This window comes from Odoribacter splanchnicus DSM 20712 (genome assembly GCF_000190535.1).
GTDB lineage: Bacteria > Bacteroidota > Bacteroidia > Bacteroidales > Marinifilaceae > Odoribacter > Odoribacter splanchnicus.
Window position 1 is genome coordinate 4,002,733 of record NC_015160.1, and the last position, 17,778, is coordinate 4,020,510.

The 17,778-nt window shown below is 40.1% G+C and carries 11 protein-coding genes, 2 tRNA genes and 2 pseudogenes; 12 read left to right on the plus strand and 3 right to left on the minus strand.

Annotated features, from left to right (window positions below):
• Positions 1-1,364: 1,364 nt before the first annotated feature.
• Positions 1,365-2,198: pseudogene (locus ODOSP_RS16970) on the plus strand (site-specific integrase); the annotation flags it as partial.
• 27 nt (positions 2,199-2,225) lie between these two features.
• Here the strand turns inward: ODOSP_RS16970 and ODOSP_RS16975 are convergent.
• The gene (locus ODOSP_RS16975) at positions 2,226-3,443 is read right to left on the minus strand and encodes a transposase (RefSeq protein WP_013611682.1); all 1,218 of its coding nucleotides are present in this window, start codon (positions 3,441-3,443) and stop codon (positions 2,226-2,228) included.
• Between the two features lie 223 nt (positions 3,444-3,666).
• On the opposite strand from ODOSP_RS16975, the pseudogene ODOSP_RS16980 reads away from it, so the two are divergent.
• The 5 genes and pseudogenes from ODOSP_RS16980 to ODOSP_RS16995 all read left to right on the plus strand — a co-directional run.
• Positions 3,667-4,089 (plus strand): annotated as a pseudogene (locus ODOSP_RS16980) (tyrosine-type recombinase/integrase); the annotation flags it as partial.
• Between the two features lie 8 nt (positions 4,090-4,097).
• Complete coding sequence (locus ODOSP_RS16985) at positions 4,098-4,646, plus strand: hypothetical protein (protein ID WP_228026207.1); 549 nt, start codon at positions 4,098-4,100, stop codon at positions 4,644-4,646.
• Between the two features lie 74 nt (positions 4,647-4,720).
• Complete coding sequence (locus ODOSP_RS20320) at positions 4,721-4,921, plus strand: helix-turn-helix domain-containing protein (RefSeq protein ID WP_229091417.1); 201 nt, start codon at positions 4,721-4,723, stop codon at positions 4,919-4,921.
• Positions 4,918-5,841: a phage/plasmid replication domain-containing protein gene (locus ODOSP_RS16990; protein WP_013613516.1), complete on the plus strand. Its 924-nt coding sequence runs from the start codon at positions 4,918-4,920 to the stop codon at positions 5,839-5,841. Before ODOSP_RS20320 ends, ODOSP_RS16990 begins: the two co-directional genes overlap by 4 nt.
• Positions 5,842-6,164: 323 nt before the next feature.
• Positions 6,165-7,040, plus strand: a complete 876-nt coding sequence (locus ODOSP_RS16995; protein ID WP_013613517.1) for a BRO-N domain-containing protein — start codon at positions 6,165-6,167, stop codon at positions 7,038-7,040.
• Between the two features lie 198 nt (positions 7,041-7,238).
• Here ODOSP_RS16995 and ODOSP_RS17000 read toward each other — a convergent pair.
• A tRNA-Pro gene (locus ODOSP_RS17000) sits at positions 7,239-7,312 on the minus strand.
• A gap of 128 nt (positions 7,313-7,440) precedes the next feature.
• On the opposite strand from ODOSP_RS17000, the gene ODOSP_RS17005 reads away from it, so the two are divergent.
• Positions 7,441-8,064 carry a SagB/ThcOx family dehydrogenase gene (locus tag ODOSP_RS17005; RefSeq protein WP_041557593.1) on the plus strand — a complete coding sequence of 208 codons (624 nt, stop codon included), beginning with the start codon at positions 7,441-7,443 and terminating at the stop codon, positions 8,062-8,064.
• A gap of 25 nt (positions 8,065-8,089) precedes the next feature.
• Positions 8,090-9,523, plus strand: a complete 1,434-nt coding sequence (locus ODOSP_RS17010; protein ID WP_167536000.1) for a bifunctional metallophosphatase/5'-nucleotidase — start codon at positions 8,090-8,092, stop codon at positions 9,521-9,523.
• Positions 9,524-9,533: 10 nt separating this feature from the next.
• On the opposite strand, the gene ODOSP_RS17015 is transcribed toward ODOSP_RS17010, so the two are convergent.
• Positions 9,534-11,036 (minus strand): potassium/proton antiporter, encoded by a 1,503-nt coding sequence (locus ODOSP_RS17015; RefSeq protein WP_013613520.1) that lies wholly within the window; start codon positions 11,034-11,036, stop codon positions 9,534-9,536.
• Between the two features lie 145 nt (positions 11,037-11,181).
• On the opposite strand from ODOSP_RS17015, the gene ODOSP_RS17020 reads away from it, so the two are divergent.
• The 4 genes from ODOSP_RS17020 to ODOSP_RS19020 all read left to right on the plus strand — a co-directional run bounded on the left by ODOSP_RS17020 (position 11,182) and on the right by ODOSP_RS19020 (position 17,767).
• Positions 11,182-11,266: transfer RNA gene (locus tag ODOSP_RS17020), tRNA-Ser, on the plus strand.
• Between the two features lie 1,101 nt (positions 11,267-12,367).
• A complete protein-coding gene (locus ODOSP_RS17025; protein WP_013613521.1) occupies positions 12,368-15,508 on the plus strand; it encodes a SusC/RagA family TonB-linked outer membrane protein in 3,141 nt (1,046 codons plus the stop codon).
• Between the two features lie 19 nt (positions 15,509-15,527).
• Entirely contained in the window at positions 15,528-17,030 is a 1,503-nt protein-coding gene (locus ODOSP_RS17030; protein WP_013613522.1) for a RagB/SusD family nutrient uptake outer membrane protein, read from the plus strand.
• 17 nt (positions 17,031-17,047) lie between these two features.
• On the plus strand, positions 17,048-17,767 hold the full coding sequence (locus tag ODOSP_RS19020; RefSeq protein ID WP_013613523.1) for a hypothetical protein: 720 nt from the start codon (positions 17,048-17,050) through the stop codon (positions 17,765-17,767).
• Positions 17,768-17,778 lie beyond the last annotated feature (11 nt).

The following is a 17,778-nucleotide window of genomic DNA, read 5'->3' on the forward strand; positions in this document are numbered from 1 at the left end:
AAAATAAGTTGTGAAATAGAACCGTATAGGGATTATACCTCATCATGTCGGTGTATTTATTCCCTAATAAATATCTTGTCTTATAGAGCGTAATAGAAGAATAAAAGTGATGAGGTATATTTGTGGCTTCGATAATGAAAATATTCTATCCCGTAAAAGAATGAGTATGGGGTGTATAACACATAAGTGATGATACCATCAAGTGATGAGGTAGATGATAAGTATAGAATAATAATGAAGATAGATAATTGTAATAAGATGTATTGTATTTAAAATCAGTTATATAAAAGGATGGCCGATGTTGGCATATTGGCGGACAGTCTGGTAAATGATTGCCTGCCGATAGAATTTTATGGGTATCTGTTCCATGACTTTTAAATTTGCATCGCGAAAATATCCCTTGTCAATGTCAGAATCTGTTATCCTGTATGAAGAAATTTGTTAACGGAAAACGTGGGTAATTTCTTGTTTGCCGTTGAGGTCTTCGATTACCTATGCTACATAACAAAAACGCCCACGTATTTCTACCTGAGTCGTTGCTTATTGTGTCGTAGCATGTTAAAAGTGTCGAAGTTCCAACTGCACCATAATAAGGCAAACGCTTTGACAATATGTTGTTCCTTATTTTAAGGGCTTTATATCTACATATCTATATTTGTTTTTTGGGTTACTGCCGACAGATATAGCGAAATAGGAAATAACATCCGATAAATAGGTAGATATTCTACTATGATGGGGAAATGTAAATATATTTATAGTTTTATAATTGATTGAACGATATAATACCAAATGAATTTAGTATTGCCATTAGTATCTGATGCATTAAGTTTCCCAAAAACCTTAATAAAACCTTAATCGCCACAATAAAAAAGAGGTCGGGCTTTTGGTCTAACCTCTTGATTTTCAGTAGTCGGGATGACAGGATTTGAACCTGCGACAACACGCCCCCCCAGCTGTTGAAAGATAGATTGTATTTATTCGTATCAGATTATATATCTGTGTGTTGTATTTGTATCCACTTACCTTAATTTTCCTCCTATTGGTATTAAGTTAGATGAAAACTGTAATCAAAATGTAATCGAAATTTAGGAAGGGATAAAAAGAAACCTTAAAGGTCAGATTTGTGATATGTATAATTTTGTTACACGTATAAAGATATAAAAAGTTTTATGGAATATGTCGGAAAAATATTCTTAAAAAAGATTTTCATCTGGAATATATAATAATCAAACACTTATACGAGAAAAACTAATATTTTCATTGTTGATTCCTTGCAAGCCAGTAATTTTATTTATCCATTGAGAACTGGATAAAACTTCCGTTCGTAGAATATAGAAAGAAGTATAATTTAAAATAAAATTATTATGGCAAAATTTGGTGTGCTGATTTATAAAAGCAATCAGAAAAAAGACGGGAGTTTTCCTGTGTGTTTAAGAATCACGAAAGACGGAAAAAGAAAGTACATTGATTTAGGATTAACTGCTAAAGAAGACCAATGGAATGAAGAAACTGCCCGGTTTAAAAAGGATAAGCGTGTAAATCCTAACCATGAAAAATATAATACTTTACTTAACCATTACGAAGAAAGAAAAGATGTCATACTAAGAAAGTTTGCTGAAAATCGGATAGATTGGACATTAAATCAATTTGAAGAAGAATTTTTAGGTGTATCTAAACGAGGTAAAGTATATGATTACTTTCTAAAGCAAATCGATATTTTGAAAGCGACAAATCATATCGGAAATGCAAAAGCGTATGAAAGAACGCTTCATGTGTTAGGGAAATATGATAAGAAAATAAAAGAACGCTTATTCCCTGAAGTTGATATTAAATATGTAAATGCTTTTAACGTTGCTTTGGAAAAAGACAACTGTTGTGGTAATACACGAAAATATTATTTGAAAACACTGAGAGCCCTACTAAATAAGGCAATTAAAGAAAAAGAAGCCTCCCCAACGACTTATCCATTTGGTAGTGGTGGGTTTGAAATAAACAGTTTGGAAGAAGAAACTCGCAAGAGATACCTATTATCAGAGGATTTGGCACTTTTAAAAGATACTCCACAAGATAATTACACATTGGAATATACCCGGCGGTTATTTTTGTTTTCGTATCACTGCTTTGGAGTCAGCTTTATAGATATGGCAACTTTTACAAGTCAAAATATAGAAAGGCTGGAAACAGGAGAATATATTGTCCAATAGTTCGTTAAAAATTCGCCAAGCCTAAGCGGCTCTGGCAGTAAATAAAATGAGTTCTTTGAAAAATTTGTCAATAACTTGCATGTCTGGGTTAATCCCAAACACGCAAATAAATCGTTCAAGCATATACGCATTGTGTATGAATGACTTGCAAGAGGATATGGAATAGGCTATTCCGAGCCTCTTACATGCCGCTTCGGTCAAGTTGACAGCAGCAAGCGATGCATTGAAGTGAAAATCCAACTTTCTGAAGTCAGTTGACTGACAGTTGGTAATTCCAGCATGCTGCTTTCCATCTCTAAAGCAAAATTCCAATTGGAACCTGGTTCTGTAATAATCCAGGACTTCGCGTCCATCCATGGAATCATCTGTAGAGAAATAAAGCTGCCACTTGTCTGTCCTCCCGTCCATCGGATACCGGACGGCCAAGGAAACATACCTTTTGAGAGCTTTTGCATATACCCTCAATCCGTATAGTTTTCCCTTGTTCACCTCGTATTCCTTGCACCGGGTCAGATCCAGATTGGCAAAGTCAATCCTGCCGTCAAACCACTTGGGATGACCACGTTTTCCTGTTTTCTTTTCCAATGTCGGATAGTACAGGACTACGTCGTTCCTAAAGCGGCTGATGACATGGAAATCACTCTCACACATAGGCGTTATGAAAGTTTCCTTGGAAAAGAATGCGTCTGCAACCACCGTTCCGGATATGCTCTGTAGCTTGTCTTTTCTACTGATAAGATAGCTGCTATACCAGTCAACCAGGTTCTTACCCATATTATCCAAGGTCTTACAGTCCGGTGTCTGAATGGAACCTAAAGTCATGCATTCATGGTTGTCGATGTCAATGACACCGATGCCCATGATTTCTAATCCTCGCTTATAATCCCCGGCACAGCCTGACCAGAAGTAACCGATCCAAGGTGTCTTATGACCGGACTTGGGGATATAGGAAGGATCGATGGCGATGGCTTTTCTTTTGCCTGTGAGATGCTTGCCGATGATAGAGGCGTTGAACGCAAACCAGTCGAAAGTTTCATTTTCAAAAAGGTTACGGTAGGTCTGTTCCGAAAAACATCCATACCTGCCCAATTGGAGGAAGTTTATACGATCCGGGATGGCCATGAATAATTTCATGGTGTCCATGAACGTTTTTTCAAAAGGTTTGTGTATATTCACGACTGATTTGAGAGCCGACAGGCACTCGGATTGGTATTGCATAAGGAGTGTTTCTTTAGCCATAATTAGATGAGTAGTTAACTTCTAATTTACTAAAAAATCAACGAATTATGCAATACTTTTCACCTTTGTTATCAGCAGGTTAGCCCATTTTTTCAGCACATTTCTTCATGCTTAACCATTCGTTTTTGACAACATATCAATGACCTCTTTAATGTTTTCGAACCGACTTTTGCCGGTTCTATTGTTTAACTTTTAATTTTTCGGTAAAAATTTACCGAAGTATTATATTGTCTATAAAAGACAGAAAATAAAAAACCAAAGAGGAGTAAAGGCAATAAAAATTCCCGTGACAGAAACAATAAAAGAACTATTGGATTGGTTTAAAATGAATACACCTCTTGTTGGGAATTATCTTGTCCCCGTAATAACTAAAGATTACAGCGGAGAACAGCTATACAATCATATCCGGTCAAGATATGTGCGTTATGCTAAAAATTTAAAGAAATTGGGCGAAACATTAGAAATTGAGCGTCTTCGCTTAACGAGTTATGTGAGTCGTCATACAATGGCTATGACTTTACAAAATCAAAACGTACCCCGGGAACAAATTAGCCAAGCACTGGGACATAATAACCTTACAACTACCAATGTTTATCTGGATAGCTTTGATACAAACATAATGGATAAAGTAGCACAATTACTCTAAAATACTCTATGAATTATGACTTAAATATGCCTTTGAGCGACTTAGTAGCTAAGTTGCTCCAAGGGGAAGCAGACGAATTGCATGAAGAAGATTTACATGCCTATATGGATAATTTAACTCATGGAGATAAAAAAGGACTCCAACAAGCGTTGAAAGAAGTGGAAAAATCCATTGTGGAGTGGAAAGATACCTACTTTGTTGAAACATATGCTGATAAAGTAAGATTGTATCAGCAGGGAAAGTTAAAGTGGACACAACGGGAATTGGATGACTTATTCTATGAGGAAGAATTTTTGAGGAAAGAAGGTAAAACAGGTTTGACTGTTGATTATCTATATAACGCTATTGAAAAGATAGGCTTCATTAATGAACTTCATGGTGATGCCATTGAATGTGCCTGGCAGAACAACGATATTGAATTTCTGAGGACACAATGGGAAGATTTGGCTTTAGATCAAATTAGAGCGTTACAGGCAATAATTAACGGAATGCTTAGAGTTACCCTACTAAATCAAGTAACGAGGTACAGAGCGCCAATAGACCCGAAAAACAGTTGAAAGACTACCCGGAAGTATTTGGGATAGATGTATGCTGTAAAATAACAGGGTATAAAAAGAACACGATATATAAATTGATAGCTAAAAATAAGATACCACATTTTCGCCCCGGTAATAATGGACGAAAACTAATGTTCCGACGGGAAGAAATATTGGCGTGGATGATAGCCCGGCGACGGGAAACAACAGAGGAATTTATAAACAGCATGGATGTGCGGTTGGCGGCTCGAAATAAATCTAATTCTATAATAACCCAAAAAAGTTCAAAAAAATGATCGATACAATCTGGTTAATACTTCATCACTCAACTGTCAACTACAAAATTGACTTCATGGCTGAGGTTGGTGCTAAAATCAATGTTGATATCAAACGTAGTAATGAGTACCGTATAGTTGGCTCACTCCAAAATATGCAAATCTATATTGAACCGACCTTTGTCCTTATCCAAGGCAGTCTTCCTAAATATTATTACGGAAGTAATTTAGTATCACTGCCACGTACAGAGTTAAGTAATGCTATTGATAAATTGAGTACCGACCTTGGTTTACCTTTACGAGAGGCTATTATTACACGCATAGACATCGGGATGAATGTCGAAGTGGATAATCCTCCTCGAAGTTATTTTTCCTATTTTGGTATATTAAAGAAGTTTGAGCGTAATATTCGTAGAAACTCACTATATTATGAGCAAAAATGGTGTCAACTTTGCTTTTATGACAAGGTAAAGGAGGCTAAGGCTCATAAAGACCCTTTATTAACCTCTGAAATGTTGGACAAAAACATCCTCCGGTACGAAATCAGGTATAAACATAGTTGGTTGAAACACTATTTCAAACGGAATATAAAGGCAAAGGAACTATTTGCAAAAGACCCTATTGTGTATCTTGATTTGATTGCTGAATGGTATCTTAAATATGATGACATTATTAAGATTGACATCATGAAACCTAAGTTTGAAATGACATTAATGGGTTTGTTACGTTGGGAATTAAAAGATAGAAGCAGGAAGCAAGATATATTAAAAATAATTGATTCATTTAGTGAGAAAGGAGATAGGAAAGCTGCAAGATTGAAGAGGGTGGTAACTAAAATGCTTAATGAGGATAAAGGAATAGAAGAAAATATGATTCGGGAATTTAATGATAAGATTACAGAATGTACCGAAGTACATTGGGATTCTATTTTGAACGAGTAGGGAAGATTAAATGTGGTGTAATATAAATAGACGTATTTAAAGATATGATTCCTTATAGAGTTTATTTGAGAATTCGACCTGACAATAATTGAAAGGGTAGAAAGCCGAACGCTGCCACGTCGTCCCTTACCCTTTCAATTATTATCAAATCGAATTAATAAAAACAGTCGTCTATTGGAACGGTACAGCCAAGGCAATCTTAAAAACGGATAAAGTATTCAGTAGAATATTTTGGTGGCTCAAATCGTCTAAAACGACAGTCGGTAATTATAGGATAACTCATTCCTAACAGGTATATTTGTAACAATCAAAAGCAGAATGATATGACAAAGCAGAATGCAATAAAAGTCTTTGAGGAAAAGAAAGTCCGTACCGTATGGGACAGCGACAAAGAGGAATGGTATTTCTCTATTGTAGATGTTATTGAGATATTGACAGAACAACCCAATCATCAAGGTGCAAGAAATTATTGGAAAGTACTGAAAAACAGGATGTCCAAAGAGGGAAATGAAACGGTTACAAATTGTAACCGTTTGAAATTACCTGCTGAAGATGGCAAAATGCGTTTGACGGATGTTGCTGATACAGAACAATTATTCCGATTGATACAATCCATACCCTCTCCTAAAGCTGAACCTTTCAAATTGTGGATGGCACAGGTAGCTAAGGAACGGCTTGACCGAATGCAGGACCCGGAATTGTCTATTCAGCAGGCAATGCTGGACTATAAACGGCTGGGATATTCCGACAACTGGATTAATCAACGGCTCAAAAGTATAGAAATCCGTAAGGACTTAACGGATGAATGGAAACGGCATGGATTACAGGAGGGTGTACAGTTTGCTACTCTAACAGATATTATCTATAAGACGTGGGCAGGAAAGACAGCTAAGGAATATAAACAGTTCAAAGGGTTGAAGAAAGAGAATCTACGGGACAATATGACTAATACCGAATTGGTGTTGAATATGCTTGCAGAGCTGTCTACTAAGAAAATATCAGAAGCACAAAACCCGGAATCATTCAATGAGCACATGGAGGTTGCGCGTAAAGGAGGGAGTATTGCCAAGGATGCCCGTCTAAAATTAGAGCAAGAAACAGGAGAAAAGGTCGTTACTCCTCTCAATGCAAAAGATGTGTTGGGATTACAAAGTGGAGAAGTGGAAGATGTGGATTTGGACAGTGAAGAATCAAAGTAGGAGTGATAGTACAAAGAAACATACTAAAGGAGCCGTAAACTGCATGAATCCGGGGTGTCATGCGAATAAATACCAAATGAATTTAATATTACGATTGGTATCTGTTTGCATTAAGTTTCCCGAAAAGTGTAATCAAAATGTAATCGTCACAATAAAAAAGAGGTCGGACTTTTGGTCTAACCTCTTGATAATCAGTAGTCGGGATGACAGGATTTGAACCTGCGACAACACGCCCCCCAGACGTGTACTCTACCGGGCTGAGCTACATCCCGTAATTGCGGTGCAAATATAAAGGAGATATTTGTAACTTGCAACAGTAAGGTGGAAAAAATTATTAAATACTGATTTTTTCCGGAAATTGTTTAACTTGCGGCAATATATGATTAAAAAAGGAGGTATCATGAAAAAGTTCTTATTGTTTTCGCTGTTGGTTGGCCTGTTTGGGGGAAGTCAGGCTCAGGATTTGAAACCTATAAAGTTGAATCAACCGAATGTTAAACGGGGATTACCTGTGATGACTGCTTTACAAAAACGTCAGTCTACCCGGGAATATGCTGATAAAAAATTGGAATTGCAGGATTTGTCGGACTTGTTGTGGGCTGCTGCCGGTATTAACCGGCCTGAATCAGGAAAACGGACGTCTCCGACGGCCATGAATAAGCAGGAAATCGATGTTTATGTGTGTTTGCAGGAAGGGGCTTATTTGTATCATCCAAAAGCGAATAGCCTCGAACCGGTGACTAAAGAAGATTTGCGTCCGGCTGTCGGGGGAGGACAGGGTTTTGTCGCTACTGCTCCGGTATGTTTGGTAATGGTGGCGGATTTGAGTAAGTTCGGCGGAGAGGTTTTAATGCCTGCCCTGGATGCCGGTATTGTTTCCCAGAATATATCCTTGTTTTGTTCCGGCACAGGCTTAGTGACAGTCCCCAGAGCCTCTATGGATCAGGCAAAATTGAAGAGTGGTTTGAAATTGAAAGATACTCAACGGCCTTTGATCAATCATCCGGTGGGATATGCAAAATGATAAAAGAAAAGTTATTGTGTACTTTGTGAGAAGATGGGGGATAGTGTTACTGCTTGCGGTAACACTATATTGTTGTAAAAATGAGTCGGGAACACCGGGGAAGGTCGTGATCGTTTCTACTAACGATATGCATGCACAGCTGGCTCGTTTTCCTCTGTTGGCTACTTTGATTCAGCAAAAAAAGACAGAAGGCGGGGAAGTGATTGTGGTTGATGCGGGCGATCGTTTTTCGGGTAATCCTTATGTGGATCATGCTCTGGAGAGGGGGGAACCGATGATCCGGCTGATGAATAAGGTGGGGTATGATGTGGTTACGATGGGAAATCATGATTTCGATTATGGACAAAAAATATTGAAAAAGAGGCTGCATGAAGCCAATTTTCCGGTGGTTTGTGCTAATATGCTTTCTGAAAAGAGTGAGTTGGGGCAGCTGCCGGCTTATCAAATGATTGAGAGAGGCGGGCTGAAATTTTGTTTTTTCAGTTTGATTCAGACCGGAGCGAATCATCTTCCTGCAACTAATCCGGCTAACCTGGAAGATATTTCTTTCCGTTATTTCAAGGACGTTGTTCCGGAATATAAACGGGTGGCGGAGGAATGTGACGTGATGATCGGGTTAACTCATTTAGGGTTTGCCAATGATTCTTTGTTGGCTTTAGTGATGCCTGAGTTGGAGGTGATTGTCGGAGGGCACTCGCATACGGTCATTCGTGAACCGAAAAAGGTGAATGGGGTTTTGATCGGTCAGGCCGGTTCTAATCTGGAGTATGCCGGTGTGACTACACTTCGGTTTAAAGGTAAAAAACTGGTCGATAAATCTTATCAATTGGTGAGTTTGAAGGATATAGGAACTCCCGATCAGGAAATTGCTTTGCTGGTGGAAGAGATCAGTAACCGGCCGGAATTTAAAAAGATCATGGGACAGGCAGCAGAAGACCTGACCCGGAAAGAGGATGTCGCTTCATTGATGACCGATGCCATGCGTGATGCGGTTGGAGGTGATTTCGCTTTTTATAACAAAGGAGGAGTACGGCTGAATGAACTACGTAAAGGAGAGATTACCATGGAAAAAATATATAAAATGGAACCGTTCTCCAATTATATCGTTGTTCATGAATGGAATCTGAACAAGATGGAAGATTTTATCTTAAAAGATTATAACAGAGGGAAAGATCCCGGGAAACGCTATATCAATTACTATATTTCAGGTGGAAAATATGAGATCATCCGGAATTTGCAAGGAGAGGGGATCGAGGTGAAATTTTATGACGCCAGGGGAAAATGGTTGAAAGATAAACAAAAGAAATACAAAATTGCCTTTAGCAATTATGTGGCTTCTTCCAATGAGCTGGTAAAAGGAGGGGAGGTTACCGATATCTTTATCACCGATGCAATTGCTGTCTACTTGCAAAAACAAGGAACTGTAAAATATACTGAACAACGGGCTTTTGTGAAATAGAGTTGCCTGTTTAGTTTTTGGTGATGGTAAATTCTTCGATACCCAGGGTGTTGTAGACTTGTTTCAACTCTTTTTCGTTATCGGAGATAATCAGAAGTTTATCGTTTGGGAATAACTGAGAACATCCGTTCGGTACAAAAAAATGATTGAAGCGTTTGACGAGAACGACCAGGGTATTGTCGGGGAGAGGGATATCGATCAGGTGATCTCCTTGAATGAGCATATCCGGGGTGACTATGATTTCTGAAAATACGGATTTCACTTCCTCGGGTAGTTCCATTTCGAATTCCTTGGCCATTTTTTTATTTTTGATGGATACGCCCAAAAGTCTGGCAATATGGGTGACACTGGTTCCTTGAATCAATAGAGAAAGTAGGGTGATGAAGAACACGATATTGAAAATCTGATGGGCTCCCGGTATGTTGGCGATCAGGGGATAAGTAGCGAAAATAATGGGTACAGCTCCGCGTAGACCGACCCAACAAACATATAACCGGCTTTTAAAAGTCATCTTGCGGAAAGGCAGGAGACACAATAAGACACTGACGGGACGGGCGAAGATGATCATAAAGATACCGATAAGCAGACCGAGCCAGGAGATGCTGATCAGGTCTTTCGGATTGACCAGTAAGCCTAGGGTAAGAAACATGATAATTTGGAAAAGCCAGGCTGTACTGTCGAAAAAATTGGTAATATTCTTTTTGTATACGATCCGGCGATTCCCGACGACCAGTCCGGCAATATATACCGCCAGATAACCGTTCCCCTGAAGTTTCTCGGTAAAAGAGAAAGTGAAAAATACAAAGGTCAGAAGAACAATCTGGTAGAGGGATTGGTTGAGGATTCTGAAATGGTTTAACGTATAAACAGCACAGCGTCCCAATAAATATCCGGCAATTCCTCCGACACTGAATTGGATGAAAAATGAAAGCAGCACCTGTCCGAAACTGAACTCTCCCGATTGAATGATTTGGATCAATAAGATGGTCAGCATATAGGCCATAGGGTCATTACTCCCGCTTTCTAATTCAAGCAGGGGACGTAGGTTGTGTTTTAGATTTAAGTCTTTGGAACGTAATATATTGAATACTGAGGCTGAGTCGGTGGATGACATGACGGCAGCTAGTAATAAACATCCTAACAAGGGTGCTTGTGCTTCCGGGAATGCCCAGGAAGCGAGGAGATAGACAAAACCTCCTGTAAATGCTGTCGTTAGAAGTACCCCCAAGGTTGCCAAGGTAATTCCTTGACCGATCACCGGTTTGATTTCTGTTATATTGGTGTCCATTCCGCCGGAGAAAAGGATAATACTCAATGATATAACTCCGATGAATTGTGCTGTTACCGGATTCTCGAATTCAATTCCGAAACCATCCCGCCCGAATCCCATCCCTACAATCAGAAATAACAATAAGACAGGAATACCGAGTTTAATCCCTGTTTTACCGATCATGATGCTGATGAATAGCAAGATAGAACCGAGCAGCAAAATATTTTGAGTGGTTATGATCATGTCCTTTTTTTGAAGTTAAACGCTTGGGCAGCTTCAAGGTTATAAGCCAGGATGGATAAAATATGAAATAGTTCGGTTTTTACCTTTATTTTCCTGAAAATTATTTTTGAGATTCTGTTTTTTACCCTATATTTGCATCCGCATTGGAGAGGTGGCAGAGTGGTCGATCGCGGCGGTCTTGAAAACCGTTGACTGTCACAGGTCCGGGGGTTCGAATCCCTCCCTCTCCGCTGAACTAACCGGACAAAACCGGACAATGAACGGCCAAGTCCCACAAATTCAACGATTTGTGGGACTTTTTTTATCCCCTTATGTCTGCCCTACCGGACATCATTTAGAAGAAAGGACAGGTAAGCCTGACCGGAGTACGGATACCCGGGTTACTTGATCGGATTGTTTCTACAAAATACTGATTTCTAAATTGATTCCTAATGTAAGGAGGCAGAAAACATCTGTTTCGTAGGAGTTTATGTTTTTTAGGTCACAGTGCGTTTTCCATAAAGTGATAACGTGAGTCTCTGGTGTTCGTGTTTGGTGATCAACAGAAGCGACCGGGTCGATAATTCCCATTACCGGAGACGAATTAGTAACAGAATAATTCTACTTTTTGTTTTATAGTTGTATTTAAGACACTTATGGAAAAATTGTACAGTAGATTTGTTATATTTTTGTTAAAATAGTAACTGAAAATCTGTCGAAAAGTACAATATTTTCATTTTTTCGGATGTTTGTGCTATAGATGTTCCGAAATATCCGCCACATTTGTAAAAGAAATTTAAAAACAAAACCGTCGTTCTCTATACTATTTATTAAATAGATGATAATGATCAAGTAGGTAATCAAAGATAAACGTTGATTAAATCAGTCGAAAGTTTATAAAGTCCATAAAGTTTATAAAGTTCCTGGACCCTGAGGCCGCTTGGTTAATTAACAATTATCAAATGACATTTGACAATATATCTCCAAACCTATGGTTTCTTTTTTATTTGTCTGATAATCAATGATTATATTTTTTATTCTAATTCTCATTTTTCTTTTCTTATTTTTTTCTAATGGAAACGAAACTTTCAGGTAATTGTCAATTGTCGATTATCGTCTGTCAATTATTCTTTTGGTAGAAATCCGCCAAAAGAATCGAACATTTTTTTTGTCACTTTTTAATAAGTGTTTCTTTTACAAGAATAGATCGCTAATGGGTTTACATTTAATAATAAATACAATGCCTATGAAAAAGAGCCGTTTTTCTACATGAGTGGTGAAATCGTTTGCTGGTGTTATGCAAACGTTTTTGTACCTGAAAACATATTTTGAAATCAAAACCAAATCAGTTTATGGAAAAATTTGTCAAGAATTTAAAAAGGGGAGGTCTACCGACCCGGTGTTGGCTTTATATGCTGATACTTCTTTTATCATTTGGATTGCCTGAAAGTATATTTGCTCAGACAGATCTGGTAAAGGTGACTGGAACAGTGACGGATGAAACGAATCAGCCTGTTCCTGGCGTGAATGTATTGTTGAAAGGAAGTTCGAATATTGGGACTGTGACGGATATTGAAGGAAAGTACACGTTGAATATACCCAAAGACGCTACTTTGATTTTCAAATTTGTCGGCTATAAGACGACAGAGGTGGCGGTAAACGGAAAAACAACGGTGAACCTGAGTATTCAGCCGGATGTCAAGCAGTTGGAAGATGTGGTAGTAATCGGTTATCAGGCGATTAAGAGAGAGAAATCGACTGCTGCAATCGCCAGTGTGGCCGGGGAAAAGATTGAGAATATTCCGGTCCCCAGTGTGGAAATGGCTTTACAAGGAAAAGTGGCCGGTTTGAATGTGTTGAATATTACCGGAGAACCCGGTGCAAAGGGGATTGTCACTTTACGTGGGAATACCAGTATTGCCAGCCAGGATTCGCGAAGTACTCCTTTGTATGTGGTGGATGGAATTGTGATGGACGAAGGCGACTTAGGCCAGATCGACCTGACGGGGACTAACCCGATTGCCGGGATCAATCCCAATGATATCGAATCGATCGATGTGTTGAAAGATGCTTCGGCATCGGCCATTTATGGAGCCCGTGCGGCTAATGGGGTAATTATCATCAAAACCAAAACTCCGAAGGCAGGTAAACCTCAGGTTCGCTTGAACGGCTATTATGGGGTGGCTATGAAACCGACAATGCGTTCGACCTTGGTAGGTACTGCCGAACGCCATTTAAAGATGGATCTGATTTATCAGTATTTAGGAAAGCCGGGTATGGAGAATGTCAATTATTGGATTACCGATAGTTTGAATCCGGCCTTCAATAATAATACCGACTGGCAATCGAATGTGATCCAGAAGGCCCGGATTCAGAATTACGATGTCAATGTGTCGGCTTATGGAGAGAAGACCAGCTATCGGTTGTCTTATAATTTTTATGATGAGGAGGGTACGGTTATCGGTACCGGTTTCACCCGGAATACGGCATCGCTTTATTTAAATGCACATCCCTACAGCTTCCTGAATCTGACCGGAAATATCCGTTTTTCGGAGATGTCGCGAAAGAAAACGAACGGTAGTATCAATATTTTCTCTACCTGGAGCTTCCCTTCTTCGTTTTTCAAATTGACGGACGAAGACATAGAAAATTTTAAAGGGAATAATCTGGATGAATTGGATAAAAACCTCAACCGGGATTTATATGCTAATTTTCAGGCAAATATCGATTTTACACCCTACTTGAAGTGGACGACTTCTTACTCTTTCGGTTATAGTACAACGCGGAACGATTATTTCATCCCTTCCTACCGCAATAATGGAAATGCATATGCCACTTCCAGCAGTGGATCGGTAAAGAGATGGGAAATAGAAAATTATATTCAATACCTACGGTCATTTAAAGAAACACATAATCTTTCCGTATTGTTCGGACAAGGAGCTGAATACTCTTATATCGACAATTTGTGGGGGGAAGGAAATTATATTGCATCGAATTCTATACAGACGATTCAGGGAGTTGTATCTAAAAACTCCAATGCTTCTTCTTCGATCGAAGAGCGTGCCCGTTTATCCTGGTTTGCCCGTTTGAGTTATGATTATAAAGACAAATACCTTTTTTCTGCCAACTGGCGTATGGACGGTTCTTCCCGTTTCGGTAAAGATAACCGTTGGGGACATTTCCCTTCGGTATCGGCAGGCTGGATTATCACCAAAGAGTCGTTCTTTCCGGAAAATCAGGTGGCCGACTTCATTAAGATTCGGGGTAGTTACGGTATTACGGGAAATGACCCCGCCGGTTTTTACGATGCTTACCGGGCTTTAACCACCAACGTGGACTATCGGGGGGGGAGTGGGATCACTTCCTATAATGGTTCGGGGACGATTGCTTATGACTTCGGCTCTGCCGTAACTTCCAGAGAATTAGGTTGGGAAGAGTCGAAACAGATGAATTTCGGATTGGATGCTCATTTCCTGAATAAGCGGATTATATTAACGGGAGATTATTATATCCGGGATTCGGAGAGTATGATTTTCAATTATGCTCTGCCGGTCACCACCGGATATACAGAAGCGAAGAACAATCTGGTATCCGTTCGGAACAGCGGTGTCGAATTACAATTGAGTCTGGATTTGCTTCCGCACAATTGGGATTGGTCGTGGACGATCGATGCGAATATCGCCATGAATAAAAACCAGATCAAAAAATTGCCGAACGGCAACCGGAGTATTGTCACCGGAGCTCCCTGGATGGAGTGGATTCTGACGGTGGGACGGCCCTTGTATGAAATTACCGGATGGAGAAGCAATGGAATATATGCCACTGACGACGATGTGCCTGTCGATCCGCTGACCGGTAACCGGATGACCTTCTTCGGTACGACTATGCAGGCCGGAGATATAGCTGTCGTCGATCAGAACGGAGATTATAATATCGACTATAATGACAAAGTATCTCTGGGAAATCCGGATCCGAAATATTATGGCGGTATCAATACGACGGTGCGCTGGAAAGGAATTTCATTGGGGGTGTTTTGTAACTATGTGATCAAACGTACTTTCTGGAATGGTTTCTTGTCCGATCGGATGAACGGTGGGGTTTATTCTGCCGGTGGATGGGGAAATGTTTCCGGGCCGGCATTGGATTTCGGTGGATTGAAATACTATACAACACCGGGACAACAGGCTGACCTGCCCACTTTGATCGCAACCAATCATATGGACAACCGGCATATCGCCCATGAGATCTATACCGATAACGGAAGCTTTTTCCGGGTGAAAAATATTTCGATGAGTTATGAGTTTCCGACAGCGCTGGTGAATAAAATCAAATTACAGCGTCTGAGAGTGTACGGATATATGGACAATGTTTGGGTATTCTCGAAGAGTAAGACTTATCCCGACCCGGAAAATATCAATACCAATGGTTATGCCAATGGTTCGGAATATCCTCTTCCTCACAAGTTTACTTTGGGTGCAGAGATAACCTTTTAATTCGTAAAATTTGAGACCTATGAAGATGAAATTTAGATATTTAGTAAATTCAGCGATGCTATGGACAGCATTGGCATTGGGATCTTGTGCCGATTTCCTCGACCGGGAGCCGTACAGCGAGCCGGTGGACGAAAGTTATTGGAATAGCGAGGAAGATGTGGAAGCGGCGGTTGCCGGTGGATATGGCTTGTTGAGGGCAGCTTTGGCCAATCATTCAGCTTATTATGCTTATGGAGATATTGCCGGTACCAATGTATTCAGCAAATTCGAGTATGAAGATGAAGACTGGAATCAAATGAATCAGTTTAAACTGGATTATGCGATTGCTGCCAGTGAAACCTATCGGCCCTTGAAGCAGTTGCGTAATTATCAACTGTTCTATCGGGTCGTCAATCAATGTAACCGGGCTTTGAAAAAGGTCGGGCAAATGAGCGACGAGGTTTTCGATGATGGGGAGAAGGAGAAGTATATCGGGGAATTGTACTTTTTGCGTGGATATACTTATTTTTATATGTACCGGATTTGGGGTGAGCTGCCTATCGTGACAACTTCTCCGGATAATGTCATCAATGCGGATTATGTGGCCCGTTCGCCTTTAGCCGATGTCGCTGCTTTGATTTACAGTGATCTGGAGGAAGCACGTGTTCGTTTACCCTGGGAGTATGAAGATAATGCCAATTTTGCCGTGCGTGCCAATAAAGGAGTCGTATTCGCTACCTTGGCACATATGGCGGCCTGGGATCGCGATTATGCCAAGTGCGTGGCGGCTTGTGACTCTGTTTTGAATAGTGGCGTATATACTTTTGAAGCTCGTGAAACCCTGGAAAATATTTATAAAAATGATTCCAAAGAGTTGATATTCCAGTTGTTCTTCAATTCGGAAGAAGAAGCTCCCGATGCTTCTTCCGGTATCCAATACACGACGGTATTTTTTCTGGATATCCTGGCCTCTCCTTACTTGACTACTGCAATCAACAAAGAAAAACCCAATAAGTTTTTGAATACCGGTTTTATATCTTCTGTTTTCCCGGATTCGACGGATTACCGGAGAAAGACGTTTATCGGCTTGGCTGCCGGTGGAGATATCATTCCGATTAAATATACGGATGTGCAGATCGAGTCGGCCTCCAGCGGATCGATTTATCCGGCTAACAATTATGTTATTTTCCGTTTGTCGGATATCATGTTGCTGAAAGCCGAGGCATTGACCGCTCAGGGAAAAAGCAGTGGCGTGGCTATCGGTTTGCTGAATCAGATACGGGAAAGGGCCGATATCGGCGATTTCGACGGTTCGGTGTCTTTACAACGTGCTATTCTGAACGAACGTGCCCGGGAACTCTTTCTCGAAGGCCATCGCTTCTTTGATCTGGTACGTTATTATTATGAAACCGGTACTTCTTTACTTTATAATGTTACAGAAGCGAATATGGCGAAGAGAATCCATTATTGGCCGCTGGATCCGGATTTATTCGAGAATAATAGTGTGATACGTCAAACTTCCTATTGGCAGGGTAAAATCTAATTTAATAACAGCATATTATGAAAAAATTATTGTATATATCCGTTCTGTTTTTATTCGGAATGACATCCTGTATTCAGGATTACCTGGACGATGGTGGAACCCATTCGGCAGAGTCGAATACTACGCCTTACGAATACTTGTCTTCGCATACCTACCATATGTTCGATACGTTGATTCAGATCATCGACCATTATGGGTTGGAAGAAGAAATGAATCGTGCAGCTACTGTTTTCGCTTGTTCGGATTTCAGTGTTAAAGCTTTGTTGAAAAAACGCTCCGATCAGTTGGCCGATGAGCATGGTGACGAAGGGTGGGCCTATACCCTCGACTCGCTCTATCGTGATTTTACCGCCGATTCGATCCGGATCTATTTTTTCCAGGATAAGATCGAATTAGCGACTGCCCCTAAAATACCCACCGAATTTCTCAATTATTCCGGGGATGGTTCGGGATATGCCGTTTATCAGCAGGAGTCCACTAACGAAAGTGACTGGACGGTACCCGGAACCAGTGTAACTGTGGTGACCAAGCCCTCTTTTCTGTATTTGCGCAAGATTATCGGTGATGAAATCGATCCGGTCGGCAAGGAATTCGATTCGACGGCCGAGCAATTGAAAGAACAGGATATCTCGGTGAAATGCCAGACAACAGGTATTATCTGTACAAAAACAGGTACGATTTTGCATGTACTCGATAATTCTCACGTTTTTTCTGCATTTAAAGTTGGAAATGATTAAACACCGAAAGT

Coding starts and splice junctions, on each gene's coding strand:
- ODOSP_RS16975 (WP_013611682.1), bottom strand. CDS start 3,443: ATGGCTAAAGAAACACTCCTTATGCAATACCAATCCGAGTGCCTGTCG.
- ODOSP_RS16985 (WP_228026207.1), top strand. CDS start 4,098: ATGAATTATGACTTAAATATGCCTTTGAGCGACTTAGTAGCTAAGTTG.
- ODOSP_RS16990 (WP_013613516.1), top strand. CDS start 4,918: ATGATCGATACAATCTGGTTAATACTTCATCACTCAACTGTCAACTAC.
- ODOSP_RS16995 (WP_013613517.1), top strand. CDS start 6,165: ATGACAAAGCAGAATGCAATAAAAGTCTTTGAGGAAAAGAAAGTCCGT.
- ODOSP_RS17005 (WP_041557593.1), top strand. CDS start 7,441: ATGAAAAAGTTCTTATTGTTTTCGCTGTTGGTTGGCCTGTTTGGGGGA.
- ODOSP_RS17015 (WP_013613520.1), bottom strand. CDS start 11,036: ATGATCATAACCACTCAAAATATTTTGCTGCTCGGTTCTATCTTGCTA.
- ODOSP_RS17025 (WP_013613521.1), top strand. CDS start 12,368: ATGGAAAAATTTGTCAAGAATTTAAAAAGGGGAGGTCTACCGACCCGG.
- ODOSP_RS17030 (WP_013613522.1), top strand. CDS start 15,528: ATGAAGATGAAATTTAGATATTTAGTAAATTCAGCGATGCTATGGACA.
- ODOSP_RS19020 (WP_013613523.1), top strand. CDS start 17,048: ATGAAAAAATTATTGTATATATCCGTTCTGTTTTTATTCGGAATGACA.